We start from the raw sequence: 24,876 nt of genomic DNA, 5'->3' as shown, positions 1-24,876 counted from the left end.
TTAGTTCTTGAGTCGCGGATCGAGCGCGTCCTGCAGGCCGTCGCCGAAGAGGTTGAACCCCATGATGGTGACGAGGATGGCAAGGCCCGGCCAGACGCTCAGCCAGACGTTCGCGTGCATATACCCGTGCGAGACGTTCAGCATCTCGCCCCAGTCCGGCGTCGGCGGCTGGGCGCCGTACCCCAGGAACGAGAGGCCGGCGACGATCAGGATCGTGACGCCGATCTGGAGCGTCGCGTAGACCAACACCGGCGCGAAGCTGTTCGGGATCACGTGCCGGAGGATGATGTTCCGGTTTTTGACCCCCGAGGCCCTGGCGGCCTCGATGTAATCCATCTCGCGGATCGAGAGCACCTCGCTGCGGATGATGCGGGCAAACACCGGAATGAACGTGATCCCGACGCCCAGTATCGCGTAGGTGATGTCGGGGCTGCCGCCGCTGACGAACACGGTGAAGACGATGATGAGGATCAGCGGAGGGATGGCGTAGACCGTCTCGACGGCCCGCATGAGGACGTCGTCGATCTTTCCGCCGTAAAAGCCCGCGACCGCGCCGACGATCGTCCCGCCGACGAATCCGATCAGCGTCGAAACGATGCCGACGCTGACCGACACCTGCGCGCCGTAGACGATTCTGGTGAAGTAGTCGCGGCCGTCGGCGTCGGTGCCCAGCGGGTGGGCCATCGATCCGTCGGCGTGGAACGCCGGCGGTACGTGGCTCTCGCCCTCGCCCGGTGGCGGGATGCGCTCGGGGTGATCGAAGATCGGTAGTGCCTCGGCGAACGTAAAGTCCGACACCATCCCGAACGTGATCCGAGAGAGGTTGCTGTCGACCATCGTGTACGCCGAGATCACGATCACGACCGCGACGATGTACAGCCCCCACCGTGCGGTCGCGTCGTCCATCACCTTCTTCAGGGTGTAGCGCCACCCGAACTTCGCCTCGACCTCCTCGGAGGGGCCCGATTCGTCCCCCATCTGAGATTCGCCTATCGCCATCGTTTACTCCTCCTCACCGTAGGTGACGCGGGGATCGATGTAGGCGTAGGAGATGTCCGTGATGATCACGCCGATGACGAACATCGTCCCGATCACGATCGTGATCCCCATGATTAGCTGGTAGTCGAGCGTCTGGATCGCCTCGATGAACAGCCGCCCCATCCCGTTGATGTTGAAGACGTACTCGATCAGGACTGCCCCGCCAAGCGCCGTCGAGAGGTTCAGTCCGATGATCGTGATGATCGGCAGCTGGGCGTTCTGGAACGCGTGTTTCCGGAGGATCGTCCGCTCCGGAACACCGTAGGCACGCGCGAGCTTGACGTACTCGCCCTGCAGCGACTCGATCATCTGTGTGCGTTCGACGCGCATCAGCGTCGCCATCTGTAACGTCCCGAGAGCGATCATCGGGAGCAACAGGTGCAACGCCGTCTGGTAGAGCAACTCGGGCCACGTGTCGATCCAGTCGTACCCCTCGGGGCCCCACCACGGATAGACGAGCCCGGTCGAAGGGAACCAGCCGAGCTGGACGGCAAAGAGCAGGATCAGCATGATCCCGATCCAGAACGACGGGGTGCTCACACCGAGCAGCGCCACGATACGGGAGACGTGGTCGGTCGGCTCGTTTCGTTTCGTCGCCGCCAGGATTCCGAGCGGAATCGCGGTGACGACCGCGAACGCGTACGCCGAGAGAACGAGCAACAGCGTCGGCCCGAGCCGGCTCCACATGAGATCCGACACCGGTTCGTTGTAGTGAATGCTGTGTCCGAAATCGCCCTGTACGAGACCGCTCATATACGTCAGATACCGCTCGTGAAGCGGTTGATCGAGACCGTACCGCTGCTCGATGGTCTGAATCAGCTCCTCGTCGACCTCCTGGCCCTGTAGCATGAGCCGGACCGGATCACCCGGCGCCGAGTTCGCGAGGAGAAACGTAATGATCGTGATACCGATCAGTACGGGAACCGCCTGAACGAGCCGGTACAGCGTGTAACGAAGTAGTCCCATCTGGATATCGTGCTATCAGTAGTTGTCGGAAAGGGGTATGTAGGTATTTTCGTTTCTGTTCTATTCGGGTCGTCGAACTGATTAGTCGTCGACCCAGACGTTGCTCTCGTCGGAGACGAGGTTAGGGTTGTACTGCATCTGTGGATGGACGTGCATATCCCTGATCTGCTCGCCGGTCGCCATCGAGTTGTGCTCGGTGTAGGCCGGTAGCGCCGGCAGCTCCTCGAGGATCTCCTCGATGATTCCGATGTAGAGCTCCTCGCGCTCGTCGTCGTCGGCGGACTGGCGTGCTTCGACGATTCTGTCGTGGAAGTCGTCGCGTCCCTCGTAGTGGTGGCCGTTGTTCAGCTCCTCCATGCTCTCGTGGAACAGCGAGTAGAGGTACTGGTCCGGGTCCGGGCCGCCGGTCCAGCCGAGGATGTACAGCTCGTAGTCGTCGGGGTTGGCCTCGCTGTAGATCGTCTGCTCGAGCATGGCGCCGAAGTCCATCGTCTGGACCTCCATATCGTAGCCGATCTCGTCGAGGCGGGTCGCGACGCGCTCGGCGAGGGTCGCCCGCTCGTCGTCGGGCGCCATGAACGTCGGGTTCCAGTCGTCGGGCGCGTGCTCGTCGAGCAGCTCCTCGGCCTGCTCGGGATCGTATTCGGGATAGACGTCTTCTTCCCACTCGTCGATCGGGAAATCCCACAGGTCGTTGGTGATCCGGGACGTCGGTGTCACCAGCGGGATCGCGGCGTTGTTCAGGTACGTCTCGACGTAATCCTGCATCGAGAACGCGTGGGCGATCCCCCGGCGAACGTTCGGATCGGCCGTCCCCGCACCCTCGTTGGTGTTGAAGAAGATGTACGTTACCGACGGACTCTCGGTGACGTGAACGCTGATGTCGTCCTCGCCCTCGAGCTCGTCCCAGTCGTCGTTGGGAACGTCGCCGATCGCGTCGGTGTCGTGGGAGAGCATCTCGCTGACCCGGCTCGCGTCGTCGACGTTGTCCTCGAACCGGATCCCCTGGAGATGTGGAACGGGGTCGTCCCAGTAGTCGTCGAACCGCTCGAGCTCGATGAACTCGCCGAACTCGAAATCGCTCCACTCGAACGGCCCCGAACCGATCGGGTTCTGGTTGAACTCCTCGCGGTCGTCGGTCCGGGCCCCCTCCGGAACGATCTCGACCGCGTGGTTGAACATCTCCCAGGGGCCGTACGGGTTCTCGAGGTCGACCTGGAGCTGGTAGTCGTCGATCACCTCGACGTCTTCGATCATGTCGAACTCCGACATGTTCGGCGTCTCCTCCTCGACGGGCGCCGTAAACGAGTGGGCGACGTCCTCGGCGGTGAGCTCCTCACCGTTGTGGAACTCGATCCCGTCGTGAATCTCGTAGAGATACCGGGTGTCGTCCCGTTCGACCTCCGGGAAGTCGACCGCGACCTTCGGCTCGAGTTCGTAGTCGTAGTTGAACTCGTAGAGCCCGTCGAACACCTGCGTGATGATCTGGAAGCTGTAGGCGTCGTTCGAGACGACGGGGTCGAAGTCCTCGTCGCGCTCGAGCTCCTGCGTGTAGACCATCGTCCCGTCGCTGACGGCGTCGGGGTCGTCCGGTTCGTCTCGCTCGTAGTCGTACTCCTCGGGGTCGAGGATCTCGCCGCCCTCTTCGTCCTCGTCGCCGTTCCCACCGATGCACCCTGCAACGGCCGCGGCGGAGACCGCGGCACCCGAGGCGAGAATTCGCCGTCGGGTCCAAACCTGCTGGTTGTTTGCCATTCTCACAGTAATGGCCGTAGCAGCAAACTATATATGTTTTGGTTTATCCCTAGAAATCGGTCGATCGCACCTCGATCGTATAACATGCCTGTCGTTCTCGCGTGTTCCGAGTGGGTTTTCACAATACTCAGTTACTAATTCTACTTCTGACGGACGGGTACAGATCCGGAACGCGATCACGAGAGCACTCGGTCGCGACCGGTGCGCTTTTTCTCCCGGCCGCCACAGTAGTGTCGTATGACCTATCGAGCCGTCGACGCTGCGAACGAGTACGACCTTCGTTCCGTTCGCTCCGAGCGCGAGGACGACGAGACGACCGCGTTCGATCGCTGGCTCTGAGATGCGCGAGGAAGACGAACGCTACTTCCGACGCCTCGAATCCCAGCTCGACACGGCGTTCGACGTCGCCGAGCGGGCCAAAGAGCGCGGCGCGGACCCCGAACCCGAGGTCGAGATTCCCGTCGCCAAGGACATGGCCGACCGCGTCGAGAACATCCTCGGGATCGACGGCGTCGCCGAGCGGGTCCGCGAGCTCGAGGGTGAGATGAGCCGCGAGGAGGCGGCGCTGGAACTCGCCGAGGACTTCGCGGAGGGACGGGTCGGCGACTACGAGACGAAAGCCGGGAAGGTCGAGGGTGCGGTTCGAACGGCGGTCGCCCTGCTCACCGAGGGGGTCGTCGCCGCACCGATCGAGGGGATCGACAAGGTCGAACTCCTCGAGAACGACGACGGCACCGAGTTCGTCAACGTTTACTACGCGGGACCGATCCGCTCGGCGGGCGGGACCGCACAGGCCCTCTCAGTGCTCGTCGCCGACTACACGCGCGCGCTCGTCGGGATCGAACAGTACGACGCACGCCAGGAAGAGGTCGAGCGCTACGCCGAGGAGATCGGCCTCTACGACAAGGAGACGGGGCTGCAGTACACCCCCAAGGACAAGGAGACGAAGTTCATCGCCACGCACCTCCCGATCATGCTCGATGGAGAGGCCACTGGCGACGAGGAGGTCTCGGGCTTTCGGGACCTAGAGCGGGTCGACACCAACAACGCCCGCGGCGGGATGTGTCTCGTTCTGGCCGAGGGAATCGCGCTGAAGGCGCCGAAGATTCAACGGTACACCTCCGCGCTCGACGAGATCGACTGGCCCTGGCTCCAGGACCTGATCGACGGGAACTACGAGGCCGACGCCGAGGACGGGCCCGACGACGCCGAAACGGACGAGGACGCCGAGGACGAGGCCGAAAGCCTCGAGGACGAGGACGCTCTCGACGAAAGCGACGACCCCGCGGGCCCGCCCCGCGTCGGGACCTCGAAGAAGTTCCTCCGAGATCTGATCGCCGGCCGCCCAGTCTTCTCTCACCCCTGTTCTGAGGGCGGGTTCAGGCTTCGTTACGGGCGAGCCCGCAACCACGGGTTCGCGACCGCCGGCGTCCACCCCGCCGCGATGCACCTGGTCGACGACTTCCTGGCGACGGGCACCCAGATCAAGACCGAACGACCCGGGAAGGCCGCCGGCGTCGTCCCCGTCGACACGATCGCGGGGCCGACGGTCAAACTCGCGAACGGAGACGTCCGTCGGATCGACGACCCCGAAGAGGCCAAAGAGATCAGAAACGGAGTCGAGGAGATCCTCGATCTCGGCGAGTACCTCGTCAACTACGGCGAGTTCGTCGAGAACAACCACCCGCTTGCACCTGCTTCCTACACCCCCGAATGGTGGATCCAGGACCTCGCGGCCGCCGGCGCCGACGTCCAGGCCCTCGAGGACGACCCCCGGATCGATCTCACCGATCCCGACGCCGACCGCGTCCTCGAGTGGGCGACCGAGTACGACGCGCCGTTACACCCCGCCTACACCTACCTCTGGCACGACCTCTCGGTCGAGAACTTCTGTACCCTCGCCGACGCCGTCGCGGACGGCCGCGTCACGAACGCCGGGGAGACGCTCGTCCTCGAGCACACCGACACCGTTCGGGAGGCCCTCGAGACGATCGTGATCGAACACCGCCAGCGCGAGGACCGCCTCGAGGTCGACGACTGGCGACCGCTCGCCCGCTCGCTCGGCTGTGAAATCCGGCGCGCGTCGGCCGACGGCGCCGTCCTCGAGGAACCGACCGTCGAGCTCGAACGCACCTGGTCCGACGACGACCTCTCCGAACGGGCTCGGACGTGGGGCCACGAGGACGAGCCCGACGGCGCGAACGCGATCGAGGCGGTCGCCGAGGTCGCCCCCTTCGACGTGCGCGAGCGCGCCCCGACGCGGGTCGGGAATCGGATGGGTCGGCCCGAGAAATCGGAGCGCCGGGATCTGAGCCCGCCGGTCCACACGCTGTTTCCCATCGGCGAGGCCGGCGGTCCCCAGCGAAACGTCGCGGACGCGGCCAAACACGCCGAGACGATGTCGGATACGCCCGGCGTCGTCGAGCTCCAGATCGGCCGCCAGCGCTGCGAGAACTGCGGGACCGAGACGTTCGAGAACCGGTGTCCGGACTGCAACGAGCGCACGACCCCCGACTACCGCTGTCCGGACTGTGACAGCCAGATCGAACCCGACGAGGCCGGCCGCGTCGAGTGCGGTCGCTGCGAGGTCGAGGCGACCTGCGTCGAGACCCGCGAGGTCGATCTCAACGCGCAGTACCGCGACGCCCTCGGATCGGTCGGCGAGCGCGAGAACGCCTTCGAGATCCTCAAGGGGGTCAAGGGACTGACCTCGACAACGAAGGTTCCCGAACCGATCGAGAAGGGAGTGTTGCGGGCCAAACACGACGTCTCGGCGTTCAAGGACGGCACCGTCCGCTACGACATGACCGACCTCCCCGTCACCGCCGTGCGGGCCAGCGAACTCGACGTCGACGTCGGCCAGCTCCAGGCGCTTGGCTACGAGGAGGACATCCACGGCGAACCGCTCGTCCACGAGGACCAGCTCGTGGAGCTGAAAGTCCAGGACGTCGTCCTCTCGGACGGCGCCGCCGAGCACATGATACAGACCGCGGCGTTCATCGACGATCTCCTCGAGCAGTACTACGGGCTCGAGCCGTTCTACGAGCTCGAGGACCGCCAGGATCTCGTGGGCGAACTCGTCTTCGGGATGGCACCTCACACGAGTGCGGCAACTGTCGGTCGAGTGATCGGATTTACGAGCGCCGCAGTGGGATACGCGCATCCGTACTTTCACGCCGCGAAACGCCGGAACTGCTTCCATCCCAGGACAAAGGTCTGGTATCGAGACGAAGCCGACGAGTGGCACCACGAACGGATCGAAACGCTCGTCGAACAGCGACTGGACGATCCGGAACGGGACGACTTCGGAACGCTGGTTCAGGAACTCGACGGCGAGCTCGCCGTCCCGTCGATCGACGACACCGGAACTCTCACCGAACAACCGATCGACGCCGTCTCGAAACATCCCGCTCCCGACCACCTCGTTCGACTCGAGACACGCAGCGGTCGCGAGATCACGCTCACGCCGGACCACGAGGTGCACGTCTCCGAGAACGGCGAGCTCCGATCGAAGCGGGCCGGCAACCTGACGACGGAGGACTATGCCGTCGTTCCCGAGGACCTCGATATCGTCGAGGGAACCGACGATCCTCGCGTCTTCGACCTTCTCGAGGAGTTTCTCGAAACCGACGCCGTCGACTCGTCCAGGCTGATGATCAAGGGCCTGGAGAAGGATCGACTGTACGACCTCTTCGAGGACCGACTCGGTGAGGAGTGGGACGGACAGTTCTATCCGCTTACGAGTACGGCCGAACAGTTCGGACTGAGCAAGAAGACGTTCAGCAACTACCTGTACCGGGAGAGCTTCCCCGCGGCATTGCTTCTCGACCTGTTCGATTCCCGCGAGGCGTTACTCGAGTTCGTTCCGGACGACGTCAGTCTCGGGATGCGACGTGACCGGACCGAGATAGATCGGTTCGTCGAACTCGACGAACGCGTCGGAACCCTGTTAGGGTACTACGCCGCCGAGGGGTTCGCGCGCGAGCAGGAAACGCCGAAGGGACGGATCCACCAGACGACGATCTGTGGCACCGAGACCGAAGCGCGGGAGTTCTACGTGGAGGTGCTTCGCGAGGCGTTCGGTGTCGAACCGTACCGCGAGAACGAGGCGAAAGTCACCGTTTCGGGTCGGCTCCTCCGGGTCTTCTTCGAGTCGGTGCTCGAGGCGGGGATCTTCGCGGAGACGAAACGCGTTCCCCAGCCGATCTTTGATGCGTCCGACGAGGTTGTCGCCGCCTACCTTCGCGGCTACTTCAGCGGCGACGGCGGCGTCGATTCGAACGGGTTGCTGGTTTCGGCGACGACCGTCAGTCGCGAACTCAAGGAAGACGTCCTCGCCCTACTGAGTCGATTGGGCATCTGTGGCCGAGTAACCGTCACCGATCCGGTACCGCCCTCCGAGAAGTTCCCGGAGCTCTACGCGGCCGACGATTCCTCGATGACCGCGACGTCGTACGTCCTCGAGATTTCGTCCGAGGACGCGACCCGGTTCGCCGAGACCGTCGGATTCCACCTCACTCGAAAGGACGACCGGTTACGGTCCCAGATCGACGCTATCACTCCGCGCGGACGGCGCGTGTTCGACGGCGGGGCCGAGTCCGCGCTCGTCGAACCGATCTCGACGGTCGAGTACGTCGAATCGACCGTCGATTCGGTCTACTGTCTCACCGTCGCGGAGACACACTCGCTCGTCGCGAACAACATGTCACAGAAACAATGCGACGGTGACGAGGACTGTGTGATGCTTCTTCTCGACGGATTGTTGAACTTCAGTAAGTCTTTCTTGCCTGATAAAAGAGGGGGAAAAATGGACGCACCCCTCGTCATGTCCTCGCGGATCGATCCTTCGGAGATCGACGACGAGGCCCACAATATGGACATCGTCTCGCAGTACCCACGCGAGTTCTACCTCGCGACCTTAGAGCAGGCCGATCCCGACGCGGTCGACATCCAGGTCGGCGAGGACACGCTGGGAACCGACGGCGAGTACACCGGATTCGAGCACACTCACGACGTCACCGACATCGCGATGGGGCCGGACCTATCGGCGTACAAGACGCTGGGCTCGATGATGGAGAAGATGGACGCCCAGCTCGAACTCTCGCGGAAACTCCGGGCGGTCGACGAGACCGACGTCGCCGAACGAGTGATCGAGTACCACTTCCTGCCGGACCTGATCGGGAACCTGCGGGCCTTTTCTCGCCAGGAGACCCGCTGTCTGGACTGCGGTGAGAAGTTCCGGCGGATGCCCCTGACCGGAGACTGTCGGGAGTGTGGCGGCCGCGTCAACCTCACGGTCCACCAGGGGTCGGTCAACAAGTACATGCAGACCGCGATCCAGGTCGCCGACGAGTACGACTGTCGGGACTACACGAAACAGCGCCTGGAGGTGCTCGAGAAGTCGCTCGAGAGCATCTTCGAGGACGACAAGAACAAACAGTCCGGGATCGAGGACTTCATGTGATCTCGCGGACTTCGTGAGTTCCGTCCGGACGGATTGTATATTTACCATTAATCAGAAGGCAGAAATCAAATAACGGGATCTGTCGACGCTCTACCATGAGCCGCAATAACTGTTGTACCGGTAGTATCGCGCCGGACCCGGACAGTCTCCCGCCGATCGCGACCGAGCGGCGATCCTTTATCAAGGGGGTCGGTGCGCTCACCGGGGGCGCCGCGCTCTCCGGTCGAGCGGCCGCCGACGACACCGACGAGGAGAGCAACGCGGACTCCGCGGAGGAGTGTCGAAACGCGATCATGTTCATCCACGATGGGATGGGGCCGACCCAGGTCACGGGCGCTCGCTACCTCAAGGCTTACCAGGAGGACGCCGAGCAGTTCCCGCTGAACGCCGATCCGTCCGAGACGCCGCTGCACATGGATCGCCACGAGGCCCACGGGACGATGACCGTCTTCCCCGACGATCCAAACGAGGTCGTCATCGACTCGGCGGCGGGGGCGACGAGCCCAGGTGCGATCGACTGTGCCGCCTCGGCTACCGGGATCGGTGCCGGGGTCAAGACGTACAACGGCGCGATCGGCGGCATCAGAAACGAGGACGGCGAGTTCGTCCCGGTCGAGACGATCCTCGAGGCGGCCAGCGACGCGGGGCTCGCGACGGGGCTGGTGACGACCACGCGGATCACCCACGCGACGCCGGCGGCGTTCGCCGCCCACGTCCCCCACCGGTCGATGGAGGACGAAATCGCCGAACAGTACGTCGAGAACGCCGACGTCGACGTGTTGCTGGGCGGCGGGAAGGCCCACTTCGATCCCGACCAGCGTGAGGACGGCCGGGACCTGCTCGGCGCCGCGGAGGAACAGGGGTATCGGATCGTCGAGACCGACGAGGAGCTCGCCGACGTGGATGAGTCGCCGGTCCTCGGGCTCTTCACGGAGGACGACAGCCACCTGAACTACTACCTCGACCGCCAGTCGGGGACGACCCAGCCGGGGCTGGTCGAGATGACCGAGAAGGCTCTCGACTTGCTCTCGCAGAACGACGAGGGCTTTTTCATCATGGTTGAGGCGGGACGGGTCGACCACTGCGGCCACAAGAACGATCCGGCGATCCTCGACGAACAGCTCGAGGGCGACCGAGCGGTCGGCACCTGTCTGGACTTCGCGCGGGACGACGCGACGGCGCCGACCAGCGTCGTGACGACGGCGGACCACGAGTGTGGCGGCTTCTCGCTCGGCCGTGACGGGATCTACAACGTCGACTACGAGATGATCGACGCCCTCGAGGCCAGCGTCACCGAGGGGATCGTCCCGGCGATCGACGACGACGTCGAGGACGTCACGGACCTCCAGGAAGTCATGTCCGAGGTCGCCGGGATCGAACTCGAGGACGTCGACCGCAACCACTCCGAGGCCGATATCTACCGGTCGATCGACCTCGGGCCCCTGTACGCCGAAGTTCCGGCGCTTCGGGACATGCTCAACCGACAGATGCTGATCGACTTCACCTCCCACGGCCACACGGGCGTCGACGTGCCGCTGTACGCCGATGGGCCGAACGCGGAGTTCTTCGACCGGGCACGAGACAACACCGATATCGCTGACGTGATGGCTGACGCGCTGGGTGTCAAGTAACTCATCCCTGACGCGAACACCCTACTGAGAGATCTCGACGGTTGGTGCCCGGAAGGCCAATATTCCGACGCTCGTTGCTCGACGTCCGCTCTCCTCCGGATCGACCGTGGTCGAGGTCAACTGAAATTAGTATCGTGGTTACTGGTTTATCACTGAACTGCCGGTCGTCCGGACCGCGAACGGGACAGTCTCGAAAACAGTACGTTCAGACCGTCCGAAGACCGTCCCTCCTTTATGACGCTCGGCAACGTCGGGGGTCGTATGGCCGAAGAAAGAGACACCACCCGTCTCGGGTTCGGAACGCGAATCTACACCGAGGACGGAACCCAGGTCGGACGTATCCGCGGGTTCGACGAGGACGGGTTCTACGTCACGGTGCGCGAGGGACTCGAGGGGATGAGCGTCGAGCACGTCCGCTCGGGGAAGAACTTCGGCGAGGCCCACCTCATGTGGCGCTGCTGGGAGTGTGGTGAGATGGGTCGGCTCGACTCGGAGCTACCCGAGAACTGTCCCTCCTGTGGCGCCGAGCGCGAGGAGCTGTACTACTGGACCGAGGACTAACGACAACCGTTTTCACCGCTGGGGCGTCACCGTCGAGCGATGGAGATCGTCATCTTCGGCGCCGGCAGCCTCGGGAGCCTCGTCGGCGCCGTCCTCGCGCGCGACCACGGGGTAACGCTCGTCGGCCGCGAGGACCACGTCGAGGCCGTCCGAGAGCACGGGCTCGTCCTCGAGGGCGAGCTCGAGGCCGCGGTCGCGCCGCGGGCGACGACCGACGGAACGGAGCTGGTGGCCGATCTCGCGGTCGTGACGGTAAAATCCGCCGACACGCCGCGGGCCGCCGACGTCCTCGCGACGGGCGCGTTTGAGGCCGTTCTCTCCCTGCAAAACGGGATGGGCAACGAGGAGACGCTCGCCGACACGCTCGCCTGTCCCGTGCTCGCGGGAACGGCCTCCTACGGCGCCGTTTTACGGGAGCCGGGCGTCGTCGAGTGTACCGGCGTCGGCGAGATCGTCCTCGGCGACCGCCGCGGCACCGCCTCTGCGATCGCCGACCGCGTCGGCGCGGCGTTCCGTGCGTCGGGTCTCGAAACGACCGCCACCGACGAGATGGATCGCCAACTGTGGGAGAAGCTCGCGGTCAACGCCGGGATCAACGCCGTGACCGCGCTTACCGCGACCGAGAACGGCGCGGTTCTCGAGGCGCCGGCCGAGGACGTCGCCCGGGACGCGACCCGCGAGACAGCCTGCGTCGCCCGCGCGGAGGGTGTCGCCCTCTCGGACCATGAGGCGCTTACCGCCCTCGAGACGGTCGCGACTGAGACGGCCGCCAACACCTCCTCGATGCGCCAGGACGTCCGGGCCGAACGGCGGACCGAGATCGACGCGATCAACGGCTACGTTCTGGAGTGTGGGGCCACACACGGGATCGAGGTCCCGTCGAACCGCGTCCTCGCGGCGCTCGTCCGGGCCTGGGAGCGCGGCCACGACCTCCGGTAGAGTGCGGCAGCTACCGGACTGAAAAACACGAGAACGGATCGAGAACGAGGACGCGTTAGAACGGCGCTTCGGGACCTTCGTCGGCTTCCCCGTCGTCGACGGTTTCGCCGGGGAACGACGGCTCCATGCCGCCGCCCATGTCGTCGCCACCGTCCATTCCGGTGTGGGCGTTGACCTTCTCGATCTCGGGGATCTCCTTGACCATCCGGCTCTTGATCGCCTGGATCGTCATCGGCGAGATGCCACAGCCACTGCAGGCGCCACCGAGCGCGATGGTGACCTCGCCGCTCTCGCGGTCGAGATCCTGAATCGCCGCCGAGCCGCCGTGCATCTGGATCTGCGGGAAGTTCCGTCGCAGGAAGTTCGAGACGCGGTCCTCGAGATCGTCTCCACCCTGAGTTTCGGTGCTCATGTCTCGCCGTTGGGGGCCAACCTTCCTAAACCTTCCGTCGCTTCCCGGTCAGTCGAACTCGAAGACCCGCTCGAGTTCGGTCTCGATCTCCTCGACGTGGATCTCGAGGACGTCCTCGAAACGCTCCTCCTCGACGAGCACCCCCGATACCCGCTCGTAGGGGTTGTCGGGAAGCTCGACGCGAAACTCGCCGTCGCCCTCGTAGAAGGGTTCGCTTTCGTTGAGGACCTGCTGGTCGATCGCGTGAACGAGCTCGGAGTCGTAGCGGTCGTTCATTCGGTTGAACGCGTTCTTGTATGCCTGCTGGAGTTCAGGGAAGTAGTTGGCGTACTTGTCCTCGAACTTCTCGGGGTCGAACTCTGCCATACCGTGTACGAACGCGAGCGAGGACAAAAGTCGGACGATTGGGCGCTCGCAACCGGGTAACGCAGACACTAGTAGCGGCGCTGATACGGTACGGGGTACCTACATACGACACACGCGTACGCAAGCGGCACCAACATTCCTCTCACTGGGATAGCGAGCTACGATGTCATCCGATCAACACCCTGTCCCGCCCGAGGCACTTCCGCCGGGATGGGGGCCGGTCGAGTGCTGTCGTGACTACCTCGCGTACCGTCGCGCTCGACCACCGATCGAACTCATTGCGGACCGCACGACCGCAGACGGCTGTCATCCCGGACTCGGTCTGGGGTGTTACTGGGAACTTCAGTTCCAGTGTCTGCTCGAGGACCGAACGATTACGGAGCGTATCGGCTGCGTCTCGACTCGTCACGCCGCGGTCGAAGGATTGCTCGAGTGTATGTCCCGGATTCACGGTCGCGTCGGTGACCAGCCCGATCCGGCCGAGCTCCGTGGTCTGCTGGCCGATATCTCGTTCGCCGACGCGATCCCGGACGGTTCGAGCACGTCGTGATCCGATCGGGTAACAGCGGCTTACCGTCGATCCGACCGCTCGAGGCGCAGCTTTTCGAGGTAACGTACCGTCCGATTCACACCGCCGATATACACCCAATAAATCCCATATTACGATATAGAAATCAGACCTCGGCAACCACTAGTCCGAGGATGGACTCGAGGAACCGTCCGAGCGATCGCCGGGTCAACCGCGACCAGTACTACCATCGAATGACCGAGCGAGGACGGCGACGGCGGCGACGGCGAGTCCGACCGTCGCCAGTGCGGAGAGCACTTGCAGGGTGTAGCCGCTGACGAGGGTCGTTATCCAGAGCTGAACGCCGGTCGCGAACACTAACGCGACTCCGACGAGCAGGGTTCTGTTCATACCTGCGTCTACGATAGTACTATAGAAAACGACTGTCAGGGCGACGGGCTACCCGAGCTGCTCGCCGACGATCTCGTCGGCGCGGTCCACGAACTCTGCTTCTCGACCCGCGGGGACCGTCGCGCCGGCGGCGACGTCGTGTCCGCCCCCGTCCCCGCCGACGTCGCGGGCGGCTTCGCCGACCACGACCGAGAGGTCGAGCCCCTCGCGAACGAGACTGTGCGTGCCGCGGGCCGAGACCTTGACCGCATCGGCGTCGGCGTCGTCACCCTCGTCCGCCGTCTTTTCGGCGAAGGCGACGATCGGCTTCGATCGACTGACGCCCGCGTTGCCCATCGCCATCCCCGCGACGATCCCGACGATCGTCTCGCGAATCCGGTCGCCGGCGTGGAACCACTGGAGGTGGTCCTCGTGGGTAACCCCCTCCTCGGTGACGAGTTCGATCCCCTCCGAGAGGTTCCGACGGTGGTTCCGCAACAGGGTTCGGGCGCGCTCGAGAGCCTCGTCACGGTCGCCCAGACAGACGCCCAGCCCGACGTCGGCCCGCTCGTACCGGGCGGTCGCGTTCAGCAGTGTCGAGAACTCGCTGGCGTCCCGGAGCTCGGTTCCGACTGGTTCCTCGCTGAGGACGTAGCTGGTACCGACGAGCCGATCGATCTTGCTGGCGGGGACGCCTCGTGAGACGGCCCGCTTGACGAGTGCGCTCGCGACGGTCTGTTTCTCCGCGGGGGTGAGCTCCGCCCAGCGACGCCACTCGCCGTCGGCCTTCAGATCGAGATCCAGTCCGTCGAGGAACCGTAACGCACCGCTCTGATCGCCCGAGATTCCCGGAATTCGGACGTCGGTCGCGTACTCGAGGAGCTTCGGCAACGGCCGAGTCTGTTTGCCATAGAGCGCGAGGTCGGTTCCGGTCTCGAGGACGTCGGCCTCGACGCCCTCGGCGACGATCCCCTCGTTGGCGCCGTGGAGCTCGCCGCCGGAGGCCTGCATGTCGCCGACCGCACCGACGACCGCCAGCCCGGCGAGGTCGCGGTTGTCGGCGCGGGCGGTCGTGGCCGTCTGTCCGCCGTCGGCCGCGACGTCGTGGTCGGCAGCCTCGGCCAGCGCTCGCGCGAGGACGTAGCTCGCCCCCGCGCCCGACAGTTCGGCGGCGCCGTCGATCCCGAACAAAAGCGGGTTGAGGTGGTACTGGGTGTCACGGTCGGCGGGCTGGTGGTGGTCGGCGATGACTGGTGTGAACGCGCCCGCGTCCTCGTGGTCGCCGATGATATCGAGCTGGCCGCTCCCGAAGTCGGTAAAGAGGACGGTGTCGTAGTCGGTCGCGGCGATCTCGGCGATCGCGTCCTCGTCGAGTTGGTTCTCGAAGACGACCTCGAAGGGAATCCCCGCGCGCTCGAGGGCGGTCGCGGCGATCGCGGCGCTGGTCAGTCCGTCGGCGTCGATGTGGGAGGCGAGCAGAACGCGATCGCAGTCGCGGAGGAACTCCGCACAGGCGGTCGCTCGCTCGGCGAGTTCGGGAACCGGCCCGGTCATCGGTCGATGGTGGGGCGGCTTCGGAAATAAACCTCCGGTCCTCGCGTGCCATCAGACACCGAGCGGAGCGTCCCCCGAGAGCAGCAGGACGACGTTGTTCGTGACGAGCACGAAGTAGACGACGACCATCGCGCCGACGAACCGGCGATCGATCGGCTCCGAGAGGTAGTGGCCGATCGCGACCACGAGTCCGGCGTAACAGATCGCTGCGATGGGGACGCCTCCCAGCCCGAACTGCTCGTAGAACCACACGGTGACGGGGTTGAGCTCGGTCGCGTACGGCACGAGAAAGAACAGGGTAGCGGCGACCATATCGATCCCCCAGAGGACGAAAAACATCGCTCGCATCCCGATCGAGCCGGGTGGGTCGAGGTCGATGCCGTCGATCCCGGGAGTTCGTACGTTCGTCATCCCGCCGCCAGTAGGTCCCGGAGGTGATTATGGAGTGGCCCTGCCAGCTCCGGTTTGGGACCCCGTCGCACCTGTTCGGCTCCGAGACCGTCTCTCGACACTGAACGGAACGACGCGCCGAGCCGTCGACCCGGACCGTGGAAACTGCGGTCCAGCGATCCGCCTCAGTCGTGGTAGGTCGGGGCGGCCGCCTCGACGGTCTCGCAGGCCAGCGCGTCGAAGGTCGCCTCGCTCGCGACCAGATCGACGTCGAGCCCCAGCTCAGCGGCGGTTTCGCGGGTCGGCTCACCGATGACGCCGACGGTTGCCGCTTCCAGTCCTGCGATCGCCTCCTCGCGCAGGCCGCGGTCGGCGGCCGCCTCGAGGAAGTGCTCGACGGTCAACGAGGACGTAAAGCAAGCCGCGTCGAGCTCGCCGGCGGCGGCCCGCTCGGCCGACTCGCCGCTCCCCGCGGGGCGGACGAGCCGGTAGAGGATCGTCTCGTGGACGTACGCCCCGGCGTCCTCGAACCCCGAAAGCAAAACGGGGCTGCCGTGGTCGCTGCGGGCGACCTCGACGCGTGCCCCGTCGAGCTCGTCGGCGAGGGTCTCGACCAGTCCGCTCGAGGTGTACTCCTCGGGGACGACGTCGACGTCGTAGCCGACCCGTCGAACGGCGTCGGCGGTCTTCGGGCCGATCGCACAGACGGTCGCCGAACCGGGCTCCCAGCCGGAGCCGGCGACCAGCTCAGCGCCCGTCTTGCTCGTCAGGACGGCGTAGTCGGCGTCCTCGCGGGGCGTTGCACCCGTCGCTTCGACCGACAGCATCGGATCCGGTACCGGGGTTGCACCCAGCGAGTCGAGCAGTTCGACGGCGTCGGCGAGCCGTTCGTCGTCGGGCCGAAACACGGCGACGGAAAGGTCTCGCATTCGGTTACACCCCCTCGTCGGTCTCGACGGAGTTGTAGTCGGGTTCGTTCGCCAGAAAGTCAAGAACCTGCGATCTGGTCGCGGCGACCTCGCCGATGACGGTCACTGCGGGCGGCTCGATACCGACCTCGTCGCGGGCCTCGACGATCGTCTCGAGGGTGCCCGTCGCGACCTGCTGGTCCGGCCAGGTGGCACGCTCGACGAGCGCGACCGGAGTCTCGGCGGCCATGCCGGCCTCGATCAGCGCCGCAGTGTACTCGGGCAGCCGACTGACGCCCATCAGGACGACGATCGTCCCGCCGACGGCGGCCAGCCCCTCCCAGTCGACGGCTGACTCCTCTTTCATCGGGTCCTCGTGGCCCGTGACCAGCGAGACCGAGGACGCGTGGTCACGGTGAGTGACCGGGATGCCGGCGACGGCGGGCGCGGCGGTCGCTGACGTGACCCCGGGGACGACCTCGAACGGGACGTCGTGGGCCGCGAGGTACTCGGCTTCCTCGCCGCCGCGACCGAAGACGAACGAGTCGCCGCCTTTCAGCCGAACGATCGAGTTCCCCTCGCGGGCGAGTTCGACGAGTCGCTCGTTGATCTCCGACTGGGGCGTGCGCTCGCCCCCGGCCCGCTTGCCGACGTCCTCGCTGCGGTCGGTCGGCAGCTGCTCGAGGATCTCGGGACCCGGAAGCCTGTCGTGGAGCACCACGTCGGCCCCATCGAGCAGTCGTCTCGCCTTCACGGTCAACAGTTCGGGATCACCGGGGCCGCTACCGACGAGGTAGACGGTTCCCGGTTCGGGATCGGTCATCTACTTTCCCTCCGGTTGCTCCTCCGGCGCGGGTTCGTTCTCGTCCTTGCGGGCGGCCTCGATCAGTTCCGCGGCGCCCCGGTCGGCGAGGTCGGCGGCGAACTCGCGGGCGGCCTCGGCGTGGCGATCGACCGGGAGGTCCCGGCTCGCGGTTACCGACTCCTCGCCGTCGCGGTCGAAGACGGTGACCGACGCATGGACGTACTCGCCCTGGAGGACGGCGTAGACGCCGATCGGGGCGATACAGCCCCCGCCAAGCTCGGCGAGGACGGTGCGCTCGACGGTCGTTTCGACGCGGCTCCGTGGGTGATCGATCAGCGACTGGATCTCGCGGGCGGTCTCGCCGTCGACCGCGGTGATCGCCAGCGCTCCCTGTCCGGGTGCGGGAACGAACGTCGTCGGCGAGAGCTCCCGGTAGTCGACGTAGTGGGCGAGCCCGCTGCGCTCGAGACCGGCCTCGGCGAGCACGATCGCGTCGTACTCGGTCTCGACCTCCCGGCCCAGTGCCTGTTTCTCGAGCTCCGAGAGGTCGTCAAACCACTCGTCGACCGTGCGGTCGTACTCGGGCTCGAACTCCTCGTCGTCCGCGTTCCCCTTGCGCTCCTTGTCTGCCTCGCTGCGCTTCTGGTGTTCCTCCTGGAGCCCGGGCGCGAGCAGCTTTTCGAGGCGCGTGTCGACGTTCCCCCGCAGCGGCTCGACCTCGAGATCGGGGCGTTCCGACAGCAGCTGCGCGCGCCGGCGCAGGCTCGAGGTGCCGACGGTTGCCCCGTCCGGTAGCTCCCCCAGCGTCGCCCCGTCGGGCGTGACGAGGACGTCCCCCGGGCGTCCTCGTTCGGGAACTGCCGCGGTCACCAGCTCGTCGGGCTGGTCGGTCGGCATGTCTTTCATCGAGTGGATCGCCCCGTCGAGGTCTCCCTCGAGGACGCGCTCGTCGAGTTCGCGGACGAACGCTCCCGTCTTCCCCAGCCGGTGGATCAGTTCGTCCCGGATCTGGTCGCCTTTCGTTTCGACGGTAACCAGCTCGACCTCGTACCGTCGGTCCTCGAGGGCCTCCTTCACGAGGGTGGCCTGTCGTCGGGCCAGGTCCGAACCCCGCGTCGCCAGTCGCAGCGTCCCGCGCGTTCTCATGGGCAGTACTCGTCGCCTGGGGTATGAAAAGCGCACGCTTGTCGCGCGACTTGCGCCGCATCCGATCTCGAACCGATCGCCGTTCGTCCGGTTCGGGCCGCTCCGTCGACGATCGGCTGCAGTCGGGCAGGTAGCAGTCGTGCGTGTCATCTCCAACCATATTTTAGCCAACATATTCGGGTTATATTTTATCCCCTGCAACTGCCAACCCGTGTGTGATGACAGACACGCTGTACGATCGACTCGGCGGCCGGGACGCGATCGGTGCCGTCGTCGACGAGTTCTACGACCGCGTTGTGGCCGACGAACGGGTCGCCTACTACTTCGAGGACGTCGACATGCAGAAACAGCGGGCCCACCAGACCCAGTTCATCAGCTCCGTAGCAGGGGGGCCGGTCGAGTACACGGGCGAGGAGATGGAGGCGGCCCACGAGGGGATGGGGATCACGCCGACGGAGTTCGACGCCATCGCGACCCACCTCGACGACGCGCTGGCCGAGTTCGACGTCGACGAGGCGGACCGGCGGGCCGTCCTCGAGGCGGTCGACAGCTACCGTCCGGCGATCGTCACCGCGTCGGACTGAAGCTACGGCGTTCCGAGCGTTTCGCGCCGACGCAGGAGGTAGTACCCCGCCAGTAGCGGCTGCAGCGGTGCGATCGAGAGGCTCAGAAAGGCAAGCCCCAGATAGAGCCCCGGGTTCGGTCGCCAGGCGTCGCTTCGGGTACAGACGTAGGCCGCGTCCTGGTGGATCGCGATCGGGAACGTACCGAACGCGATCGCTCCGGTGACGCCGATCACCGTCCGCAGCGATCCCGGAAACGCGAGGACGACGGCGATCGTCGCCGCGACGAGGCCGATCACGGTCGCCGCGAGCGAGACCGCGACGACGAGCCACCAGCCGCCCCACCCGGGGGGCGTTCCGAATCGACGGTGGCGCCGGAAGAGGTAGACGACGCCCGCCAGCGGCGCCCACAGCAGCGCGAAGCCCGCGTTGAGCCACGGGCTGGGCCGCCACTCGCCGCTCGCTCGTGGCTGCCGACGGACTCGACGGGCGTCCAGGAGGATCGCTCCCGCCAGTCCGAGGGTCAGAACCGTGTAGCCGAACGTGCCGAACAGGACCAGCCCCCGCTGGAGTAGCGGGACCCCGAGGTCGGCCTCCCGGAGCACGCCGACGACGCCGACGCCGACCACCGGCGGGAACAGATAGAGCAGCCGCTCGACGACGCGGGCCCAGTCGAGCGCGTCGGCGCTTACGGGGAGGTCGACGTTCATCCGGCGTCGTGAAATCGACTGCCAGTCGGTCGGGCCGTCGACGGATCACGGTCGCGTTCGGGGACGGCCATCGGCGCCGCGCCTACAGTGCCTCCTTGTACGCTTCGAGGGTCGCCTCGACGTCCTCGTCGGTGTGGGCGTAGCTGACGAACTGGCACTCGAACTGGTTCTGCGAGAGGAACACGTCCCGATCCCGCATCTGGCCCCAGAAGATTCGCCGCCAGCGGTCGGTTTCGGCGTTTTTCACGTCGGCGGCGTTCGCCGGTACCCCCGTTCCCTCTCGGGTGAAGATGACCTTGAACATGCTGTCGGTCCCGGCGACGGTGTAGCTCGGCGCCTGGTCGGCGACGACGTCCTCGAGACCGCTCCGGAGCCGATCACCGAGTTCGTTGACGTGGTCGTAGACGTCGTTCTCGGCGGCGAACTGCAGGGTCTCGAGGCCGGCCGCCATTGTGACTGGGTGGCCCGAGAACGTGCCGGCCTGGAACACCGGCCCCGAGGGCGCGAACTGCTCGACGATCTCCGCGCGGCCGCCGATCGCGCCGACGGGAAAGCCGCCGCCGACGATCTTGCCGAACGTCGTCAGATCCGGCGTGATCCCGAACTCGCTCTGGGCACAGCCCAGACCACCCACTCGGAACCCGGTGATCACCTCGTCGAAGATCAACAGGGCGCCGTGGTCGTCGGTGATCTCCCGGAGGAACTCGTGGTAGCCGTCCTCGGGGTGGACGATCCCGTGGTTGCCCAGGATCGGCTCGGTGAGAACGGCCGCGATATCGTCGCCGTGTTCCTCGAAGACCTCGCGGACGGCGTCCTCGTCGTTGAACGGCACCGGGAGGGTGTGCTCGGCGAACGAGCTGGGGATCCCCGCCGAGGACGGTTTCGGGTTCTCGTGGTCGCCCTCGACCAGCGTCGACTCCTGGGCACCGTGGTAGCCACCCTGCATGACAACGATCTTGTTTCGCCCGGTGTACCCCCGGGCCAGTCGCACGGCGGAGGTCGTCGCCTCCGTCCCGGAGTTGACAAAGCGGATCTTCTCGACGCTTGGAACATGGCGGACGACGAACTCCGCGAGGTCGACCTCGACCTCGGCCGGGGCGCCGTACATCGGTCCCTCGCTGGCCTTCTGCTGGATGCCGGCCCGGACGGACTCGGGCAGGTCGTGGCCCAGCAGCAAGGGGCCGAGCCCCATCACCCAGTCGACGTAGCGGTTGCCGTCGGCGTCGATGATGTGGCCGCCGTCACCCTTCCGGACGAAGAACGGATATGGCTCGATCGCGGCTCGAACCGCCGAGTTGACACCGCCAGGCAGTACCGACAGCGCCCGATCGTACAGCTCACGAGAGTGGTCGTCGTTCATGAGCGGCCCTTGTCGGTCGGACGGCAAAGTAGTACCGAGGTTCGCTCGCCGGCTCGCGCTCGCCGGGATCGCGTCCTCGTCTCGATCCGACCGAAGAAAAGCTACCTGCCCGGGTTCAGACCGCGTCGGTGCCGGTCTTGCCGGTCCGGATCTGGACGGCGCGCTCGACGGGGGTGACGAAGACCTTCCCGTCACCTGGTTCGCCGGTGTTTGCGCCCTCGCAGATCGCGTCGACGACGGCCTCGGCCGGAATGTCGGCGACGACGCACTCGATCTTGACCTTCTGGTGGAGGTCGACGGTGTACTCCTCGCCGCGCCACTGGCCCTTCTTGGCGGGCTGGGACCCCCGGCCGGAGACGTTCGTGACCGTCAGCGACGGCGCACCGGCTTCCGCCAGTGACTGCTTGACTGCGCCGAGGCGGTCGGGACGAACGATGGCGGTGACCATCTTGATCTCGCCGTCGTTGGGGCGTCCGCCGTCGGAGCACAGCTCGGACGAGGATCGCCTCGCATCGGTCGGCTCACCGCCGTCGGTGCGAACGCCGTCGTCAAGGGCGTGTCCGCCGTCGGCGGCGATGTCGGGTTTGCCGAACTCGGGGTAGGTGTCGACGCCGTGTTCGGCAACGTCGAGCCCGTCGCGCTCGTGCTCGGGGGTTACGCGGGCCTGTCCGATCGCCTTGAACGCGCCCCAGACCGCGGCGGTCGCGACGACCGTCCAGACCGTGATCACGGCGACGCCGACGATCTGGGGAGCGAACGCGCTCGCCTCGATCGACAGAATCCCGCCGGCGACGACGCCGCCGCCGATCGCGGTTCCCTCGATCGACCACAGCGGGTAGACGATCAGTCCGAGCATTCCCGCCGACCCGTGGACCGGGAACACCGCACAGACGTCGTCGATATTGAGCCGCTCGTCGACGAGTTTGAAGACGATCGGGAGCTGCGCGCCGGCGAGGAAGCCGATCGCGATCGCGCCCATCGGTGTGATGAGGTCCGTCGGTCCAGTGACGCCGACGAGTCCGGCGAGCATCCCGTTGGCGACGTACAGCGTGTCGACCTTACCGTTTATCGCCAGCGAGACCGACGACGCGCCGATCGCGCCCAGACCCATCCCGAGCGCGGTGACCATCGCGACGCTCCCGACGTACTCGAAGTCGGCCAGTCCGACGACCTCGCCGGCCGCAGCGCCGGCGTCGACGTCGACGACCGTCGCGGCCGTCCCGACGTTGAAGCCGAACCAGCCGAAACAGAGGATCAGGGTTCCCAGTACCGCGAAGGTCATCGAGTGACCTGGGATGATGTTGACGCTCCCGTCCTCGTTGTACTTGTCCATCCGGGCGCCGAGGATCCAGGCGGCGGTGAGCCCGGCGACGCCGCCGACGCCGTGGACGACCATCCCGCCAGCGAAGTCGGAGAAGCCGAAGCTCGCGAGGATCGGCTCTCCGCCCGGTGCGTACCAGACCATCGCCGCGACCACCGGGTAGATGACCGCCGCGAGCAGGAACGTGTACGTGACGTACGCCCGGAGCTTCGCGCGGCCGGCGACGGCCCCGGAGACGATCGTGGCCGCGGTCATCGCGAACACCGCGCTGAACAGCCACATCGCCCAGTCGAACGATCCTTCGCCGAACATCGTCAGCGGGCCGGCGTCGCCGCCACCAAGGGCCGCGCCGACGTTGTTCGAGATCCCCATTCCGATAACGAAGAAGACGAAGATGCCGACTGCCCAGGTCAGCATGTTCTTCGTCAGCTGGTTCGCGACGTTCTTCGAGCGGACCTGCCCCGCCTCGAGCATCGCGAAGCCGGCGTGCATGAAGAAGATCAGGAAGGTGACCGTCAGCGCCCACATCAGGTTCATTCCCGTCGCAAGCTGTTCGATGTCCCCCGTCGAGACCTCGAGCGCGATCGGCTCGATCACGGGTCGCTCACCTCCGCCGTCGACCCTCCGTCCAGGAGCTGTAAACGATTGTCCGACACCCATCCACCTTCTTCCGTGTATGTGCTCTGAATCACGGATACAGCTGATGGAAGTCAATAGTATAAGGTTTAGCGTTGACGGTTGACCATCTATATGTGGATATTCGTGACGAGCGTAGCTATTTAAAGGCAATATATCCTGTATAAGGGGGTTCGAACCCGGTCACGGACGCGGTCTCGCCCGCCGACGAGCCGATTGTAAGCGGCTGTCGCGTGAGATTATCGCCGCTTGGGGTAAATTTCTTCTCCGTCGGTGCCGATCGGAGCCCGCGCGGAAGATATTGCCGAGCGGCGACAGCCGTCGGTCCGTCGTTGGACGTTCGTCCGAAACCGCTCGTCGGCGCGTTAGCTCTCCGTTCCGAGCTACTCCGCTCGCATCGATCGAACCGAGGACGCGTCCGATCAGTTTCGATCGGGGAGCTGCCTCGCGACGTCCTCGGCGAAGTACGTGAGGATCAGGTCCGCACCCGCACGCTTGATCGAGAGCAGCGACTCCCGGGCGACGTCCTCGAGGTCGAGCCACCCCTTCTCGCTCGCGGCGTGTAACATCGCGTACTCCCCGGAGACGTTGTAGGCCGCGATCGGGTGATCGAACTCCCGCCGGAGCCCGCTGACGATGTCGAGGTACGGCAGGGCAGGTTTGACCATCAGAACGTCCGCACCCTGCTCGACGTCTAGCCGGACCTCCCGCATCGCCTCGCGAGCGTTGGCGGGGTCCATCTGGTAGTGTCGCCGGTTGCCGAAGGCGGGGGCGCCGTCGGCCGCGTCCCGGAACGGCCCGTAGAAGGCGCTCTCGTACTTCGCCGCGTAGCTCATGATCGGAACGTGCTCGAACCCCTCGCGATCCAGCCCCTCGCGGATCGCTGCGACCATCCCGTCCATCATCCCGCTGGGGGCGATCATGTCCGCACCGGCCTCGGCGTGGGAGACGGCGATCCGATCCAGCGCCTCCAGGGTCGCGTCGTTGTCGACCGTCAGCGTCGGCTCGCAGGCCGGGCTACCCTCCGCGACGCCGTCCTCGGCCCGCAGCTCCTCCTCAAGGGGCCCGCAGTGGCCGTGGTCGGTGTACTCGCAGAGACAGACGTCAGTGATGACGTAGGCGTCGGTCTCGCTCGTGATTCGCCGGGTCGCCTCCTGGACGACGCCGTCCTCGGCCCAGGCGCGAGTCCCCTCCGGATCCTTCGACTCGGGGATCCCGAAGAGCATGACGGCCTCGACGCCGGTCTCGAGGACGTCCTCGACGCGGGCGACGGCCTCGTCGATCGGAACCCGCTCGTGGCCGGGCATCGTCTCGATCGGTCGTCGCTCGTCGGTCGTCGCGTCGACGAACACCGGGGCGATGAAGTCGGCGGGCTCGAGGCTCGTTTCACTGACGAGCCCGCGGACCCGGTCCTGGCGGAGTCGTCGCGGACGGTGTGTGAGATCCATACCGG

21 protein-coding genes are annotated in these 24,876 nt (G+C 65.8%); 6 read left to right on the top strand and 15 right to left on the bottom strand.

Translation table 11 applies throughout. The features are described from left to right. From NATOC_RS19135 to NATOC_RS19125, 3 genes are all read right to left on the bottom strand, one after another. Nucleotides 1-999 carry an ABC transporter permease gene (locus tag NATOC_RS19135; protein ID WP_015323133.1) on the bottom strand — a complete coding sequence of 333 codons (999 nt, stop codon included), beginning with the start codon at nucleotides 997-999 and terminating at the stop codon, nucleotides 1-3. A 3-nt stretch (nucleotides 1,000-1,002) separates the two neighbouring features. Next, the gene (locus NATOC_RS19130) at nucleotides 1,003-2,004 is read right to left on the bottom strand and encodes an ABC transporter permease (protein WP_015323132.1); all 1,002 of its coding nucleotides are present in this window, start codon (nucleotides 2,002-2,004) and stop codon (nucleotides 1,003-1,005) included. Nucleotides 2,005-2,085: 81 nt separating this feature from the next. Continuing rightward, nucleotides 2,086-3,759: an ABC transporter substrate-binding protein gene (locus NATOC_RS19125; protein WP_015323131.1), complete on the bottom strand. Its 1,674-nt coding sequence runs from the start codon at nucleotides 3,757-3,759 to the stop codon at nucleotides 2,086-2,088. Nucleotides 3,760-4,099: 340 nt separating this feature from the next. Here NATOC_RS19125 and NATOC_RS19120 point away from each other — a divergent pair, with 340 nt between their 5' ends. The 4 genes from NATOC_RS19120 to NATOC_RS19105 all read left to right on the top strand — a co-directional run bounded on the left by NATOC_RS19120 (nucleotide 4,100) and on the right by NATOC_RS19105 (nucleotide 12,354). Beyond that, nucleotides 4,100-9,223 (top strand): DNA polymerase II large subunit, encoded by a 5,124-nt coding sequence (locus tag NATOC_RS19120; RefSeq protein WP_015323129.1) that lies wholly within the window; start codon nucleotides 4,100-4,102, stop codon nucleotides 9,221-9,223. Nucleotides 9,224-9,318: 95 nt separating this feature from the next. Beyond that, nucleotides 9,319-10,854 carry an alkaline phosphatase gene (locus NATOC_RS19115; RefSeq protein ID WP_015323128.1) on the top strand — a complete coding sequence of 512 codons (1,536 nt, stop codon included), beginning with the start codon at nucleotides 9,319-9,321 and terminating at the stop codon, nucleotides 10,852-10,854. Between the two features lie 261 nt (nucleotides 10,855-11,115). Next, on the top strand, nucleotides 11,116-11,415 hold the full coding sequence (locus tag NATOC_RS19110; protein ID WP_049888972.1) for a DUF7130 family rubredoxin-like protein: 300 nt from the start codon (nucleotides 11,116-11,118) through the stop codon (nucleotides 11,413-11,415). Nucleotides 11,416-11,454: 39 nt separating this feature from the next. Then, nucleotides 11,455-12,354, top strand: coding sequence for a ketopantoate reductase family protein (locus NATOC_RS19105; RefSeq protein ID WP_015323126.1), 900 nt, complete (start codon nucleotides 11,455-11,457; stop codon nucleotides 12,352-12,354). Nucleotides 12,355-12,409: 55 nt separating this feature from the next. Here NATOC_RS19105 and NATOC_RS19100 read toward each other — a convergent pair whose 3' ends face one another. Both NATOC_RS19100 and NATOC_RS19095 read right to left on the bottom strand, forming a co-directional pair. Beyond that, nucleotides 12,410-12,766, bottom strand: coding sequence for a NifU family protein (locus tag NATOC_RS19100; RefSeq protein WP_015323125.1), 357 nt, complete (start codon nucleotides 12,764-12,766; stop codon nucleotides 12,410-12,412). Between the two features lie 48 nt (nucleotides 12,767-12,814). Next, nucleotides 12,815-13,132, bottom strand: coding sequence for a DUF5783 family protein (locus NATOC_RS19095; protein WP_015323124.1), 318 nt, complete (start codon nucleotides 13,130-13,132; stop codon nucleotides 12,815-12,817). A 163-nt stretch (nucleotides 13,133-13,295) separates the two neighbouring features. Here NATOC_RS19095 and NATOC_RS19090 point away from each other — a divergent pair, with 163 nt between their 5' ends. After that, nucleotides 13,296-13,682, top strand: coding sequence for a hypothetical protein (locus NATOC_RS19090; RefSeq protein WP_015323123.1), 387 nt, complete (start codon nucleotides 13,296-13,298; stop codon nucleotides 13,680-13,682). 186 nt (nucleotides 13,683-13,868) lie between these two features. On the opposite strand, the gene NATOC_RS19085 is transcribed toward NATOC_RS19090, so the two are convergent. The 6 genes from NATOC_RS19085 to hemC all read right to left on the bottom strand — a co-directional run bounded on the left by NATOC_RS19085 (nucleotide 13,869) and on the right by hemC (nucleotide 18,833). Beyond that, the gene (locus NATOC_RS19085) at nucleotides 13,869-14,051 is read right to left on the bottom strand and encodes a hypothetical protein (RefSeq protein ID WP_015323122.1); all 183 of its coding nucleotides are present in this window, start codon (nucleotides 14,049-14,051) and stop codon (nucleotides 13,869-13,871) included. A gap of 48 nt (nucleotides 14,052-14,099) precedes the next feature. Continuing rightward, nucleotides 14,100-15,584, bottom strand: coding sequence for a DHHA1 domain-containing protein (locus NATOC_RS19080; protein WP_015323121.1), 1,485 nt, complete (start codon nucleotides 15,582-15,584; stop codon nucleotides 14,100-14,102). 51 nt (nucleotides 15,585-15,635) lie between these two features. Further along, nucleotides 15,636-15,995: a hypothetical protein gene (locus NATOC_RS19075; RefSeq protein ID WP_015323120.1), complete on the bottom strand. Its 360-nt coding sequence runs from the start codon at nucleotides 15,993-15,995 to the stop codon at nucleotides 15,636-15,638. 164 nt (nucleotides 15,996-16,159) lie between these two features. After that, the gene (locus NATOC_RS19070; RefSeq protein WP_015323119.1) at nucleotides 16,160-16,903 is read right to left on the bottom strand and encodes a uroporphyrinogen-III synthase; all 744 of its coding nucleotides are present in this window, start codon (nucleotides 16,901-16,903) and stop codon (nucleotides 16,160-16,162) included. A gap of 4 nt (nucleotides 16,904-16,907) precedes the next feature. Beyond that, a complete protein-coding gene (cobA, locus tag NATOC_RS19065; RefSeq protein ID WP_015323118.1) occupies nucleotides 16,908-17,705 on the bottom strand; it encodes a uroporphyrinogen-III C-methyltransferase in 798 nt (265 codons plus the stop codon). Beyond that, nucleotides 17,706-18,833, bottom strand: a complete 1,128-nt coding sequence (hemC, locus tag NATOC_RS19060) for a hydroxymethylbilane synthase (protein WP_015323117.1) — start codon at nucleotides 18,831-18,833, stop codon at nucleotides 17,706-17,708. A gap of 218 nt (nucleotides 18,834-19,051) precedes the next feature. Here hemC and NATOC_RS19055 point away from each other — a divergent pair, with 218 nt between their 5' ends. Then, on the top strand, nucleotides 19,052-19,417 hold the full coding sequence (locus NATOC_RS19055; RefSeq protein WP_015323116.1) for a group I truncated hemoglobin: 366 nt from the start codon (nucleotides 19,052-19,054) through the stop codon (nucleotides 19,415-19,417). Nucleotides 19,418-19,419: 2 nt separating this feature from the next. Here the strand turns inward: NATOC_RS19055 and NATOC_RS19050 are convergent, their stop codons facing one another. From NATOC_RS19050 to hemB, 4 genes are all read right to left on the bottom strand, one after another. After that, nucleotides 19,420-20,106 (bottom strand): hypothetical protein, encoded by a 687-nt coding sequence (locus NATOC_RS19050; RefSeq protein WP_015323115.1) that lies wholly within the window; start codon nucleotides 20,104-20,106, stop codon nucleotides 19,420-19,422. 82 nt (nucleotides 20,107-20,188) lie between these two features. After that, nucleotides 20,189-21,466 (bottom strand): glutamate-1-semialdehyde 2,1-aminomutase, encoded by a 1,278-nt coding sequence (hemL, locus tag NATOC_RS19045; protein WP_015323114.1) that lies wholly within the window; start codon nucleotides 21,464-21,466, stop codon nucleotides 20,189-20,191. Between the two features lie 115 nt (nucleotides 21,467-21,581). After that, nucleotides 21,582-23,384 carry an ammonium transporter gene (locus NATOC_RS19040; RefSeq protein WP_049888859.1) on the bottom strand — a complete coding sequence of 601 codons (1,803 nt, stop codon included), beginning with the start codon at nucleotides 23,382-23,384 and terminating at the stop codon, nucleotides 21,582-21,584. Nucleotides 23,385-23,845: 461 nt separating this feature from the next. Beyond that, nucleotides 23,846-24,871 carry a porphobilinogen synthase gene (gene hemB, locus NATOC_RS19035; RefSeq protein ID WP_015323112.1) on the bottom strand — a complete coding sequence of 342 codons (1,026 nt, stop codon included), beginning with the start codon at nucleotides 24,869-24,871 and terminating at the stop codon, nucleotides 23,846-23,848. Nucleotides 24,872-24,876: the final 5 nt, after the last annotated feature.

Origin of the sequence: Natronococcus occultus SP4, from assembly GCF_000328685.1 — an archaeon.
Taxonomy (GTDB): domain Archaea; phylum Halobacteriota; class Halobacteria; order Halobacteriales; family Natrialbaceae; genus Natronococcus; species Natronococcus occultus.
Note: the sequence above shows the minus strand (reverse complement) of the source record. Positions and strands in the feature narration are given on the sequence as shown.